Annotated in this window: 1 protein-coding gene; it reads right to left on the bottom strand. The window is 72.6% G+C overall.

Going from position 1 to position 2295, the window contains the following annotated elements; genetic code table 11:
- Positions 1 to 1936, bottom strand: a 1936-nt coding sequence (locus tag ABD308_RS20405) for a DUF8189 domain-containing protein (RefSeq protein ID WP_344337298.1), incomplete at its 3' end; no start/stop codon positions are given.
- Between the last annotated feature and the right edge of the window lie 359 nt (positions 1937 to 2295).

Here is a 2295-nt window from a genome sequence, read left to right as displayed (position 1 = left end):
GCGCGCCGACGACCTGCCGGCCGAGGTCGGACCACTGCGTCCCGGCGCTCCGGTGGGGCGTCGCCTGCGAGGCCAGGCTGATCCCGCCGGCGCCGTTGCGGATGGCCACGGTCGTCCGGCCGTCGGCGCCGGTCACCGCGGAGACGCCCTCCAGGCCGGCCGGGCCGCCCAGCGACTCGGGTGTGGTGGTCCAGGAGCCGTTCGGCCGCATGGGGCGGGTGACGACCTGTCCGGTGCCGGCCTGGTGGAAGAAGAGCGCCAGCCGGCCGTCGGCGGCGCGGCTCACGGTGAGCGGCCCGGCCGGTGCGGGGCCGAGGAAGGCGGGGTCCCGGACGAAGGGGCCGCCGGGTGCCGACTGCCGCCAGTGCCCGATGCCGTCCGTGGTCGGCGCGAACAGTTCGATCCGGCCGTCGGCGGCGAGGACGGCGGCCAGGCCGTCCCGTACCCGGGTGCCGCCGAGGTCGGTCCAGTCGGCCGGCCAGCCGCCGTCCGGCATCTGGCCCAGCGCGCTGACGCCACCGCCCGTGTTGCGGACGAAGACGGTCAGCCGCCCGTCGCCGCCGAGGACCGGGACGGGGCTGCCGGTGAATCCGGGGATCGCGGGGTCGGTGGCGCCGAGCACCGTCCACTCGCCCCAACCGCCCGGGGTCTGGCTGGCCGCGGTCTGGGTGGTCGCGGTCTGGGCGACGGTGACGATCCGGTCGTCGCTCAGCCGGATGCCGAACAGGTGGATCAGCCCGGCGGCGTCCCGCACCACGCCGAGCGCCGGCGCCAGGCCCTCACCGCCGGGCACGGCCACCGGTCCGCTCCACTCGCCGCCCGGCACGGACTCGCGCCAGGCCTGCACCTGGTTGTCGAGCACCGCGAAGGCGTTCAGCGTGCCGGTGGCGTCCTGGGCCGCCCAGGCGGTGCCGTTCGACCACCGCGGATACTGCCGGGACGGGAAGGCCGCGTAGAAATTCGGCTCCTCCGGATTCGGCAGCGGGTCGTACGCGCCGGAATACCAGCCGCCGGCCGAGGGGATCTTCGGACCGAGGTAGGAGAGAAAGGTCTTCCTTTTCTCCTTCGCGGCACTCGCGGGCAGATTCGGCGGGTCCATCCGGACGTTGTAGTCGCGGTAGTTACGGAGTATCACCCGGCCTTTTCCGTCCGGTCCGTGATAACCGAGTGCGGCCTTTCCGGCGAATCGCGCGGCGGCGATGTGGTCGTTGTGGTCGGCGGGATTGAGCGGATCGCGGCTGTACCCGTACGGCACGCGCGGGTCCTGGGCGCGCAGCACGGTCGGGCGGAACCGTTCCATCAGTTCGGTGAGCGCGGCCACGAGTTCGTCGTGGGTGTAGTCCTGGTTCGCGTACGCGGCGTCGCACTCCCCGTCGGCGGGCAGGCTGCCGAGCGTGGCCTGGTGCGAGGGGCCGCCCGGGCCCTCGTTGAAAAGGGTGTCGAGGGTGGCCTGGTGCTCGCCGCCGGGGTAGTTCGTGTCGCCGCCCTCGTGCAGCCTGAGGAACACCAGCTTGATCTGCGGCGCCTGGTCCAGGGTGTCCACCTGAACGGTCTTTCCGCCGGCGAGTCGTAGGGCGGCGGTGTGCCAGGTGGGATCGGCCACGCCGGCCAGGCGGGCGTGCGCGGCCCGGGCGCCGGCGTTCCGGCTCTCGGAGTAGGCGCACGGGCCGGCGAACGTGGTGCCCGTCGTCTCGCCGCCGGTCAGGAAGACGGTGACGGATGGCGCGGCGTACTGCCGGTTCAGGTCCGGGGTCATGAAGAGGATGTCGTCGTCCTGGTGCGCGACGATCTGCAGGAACGATTCGTCGCCCTTTGCGCCGCCGGCCGTGGCGGACGCGGATGCTTCGACGAGTTCCGTCGGGGACGCGTGGACCGGGGCCTGCGGCGTGCTCAGGGCGACGGCCAGTACCGTCCCCAGAATTTTCGGAAATCGCATCGCACCCCCGGTCTCCTCGCCCCCGAGCAGGAGATCGGTGGTATCGCCTGGTGGGCCCGGAACGGACTATCCCCAAGGCGATCGCCCGGCGTCAAATCCCGGCCGCCGAACCCCGCCGATCGTCGGGGGTGCGGCCCGGACGTGCGCTGGCAAAACGCCCTTCGCCCACCAAACGATGCAGGGCGGGCATTGCTGTAGATATGGGTGAAAAACGGGCATCGGGTGAATGGATCACGCGAATGGATCGCGCCCGCGGGAGATCCGTGTGCGGACGTTCCGGTCGGTGCCGCCGCGATATCGGGTGGCCGGGAACTCCGTTCCGCGGCGCTCCGGCGATGGACATGCCGACGCCCGGCCGG

Source organism: Kitasatospora putterlickiae (genome assembly GCF_039527695.1).
Classification (GTDB): Bacteria; Actinomycetota; Actinomycetes; order Streptomycetales; family Streptomycetaceae; genus Kitasatospora; species Kitasatospora putterlickiae.
The sequence above is the reverse complement of the archived record's forward strand: the minus strand, read 5'-3'. Positions and strand labels throughout refer to the sequence as shown.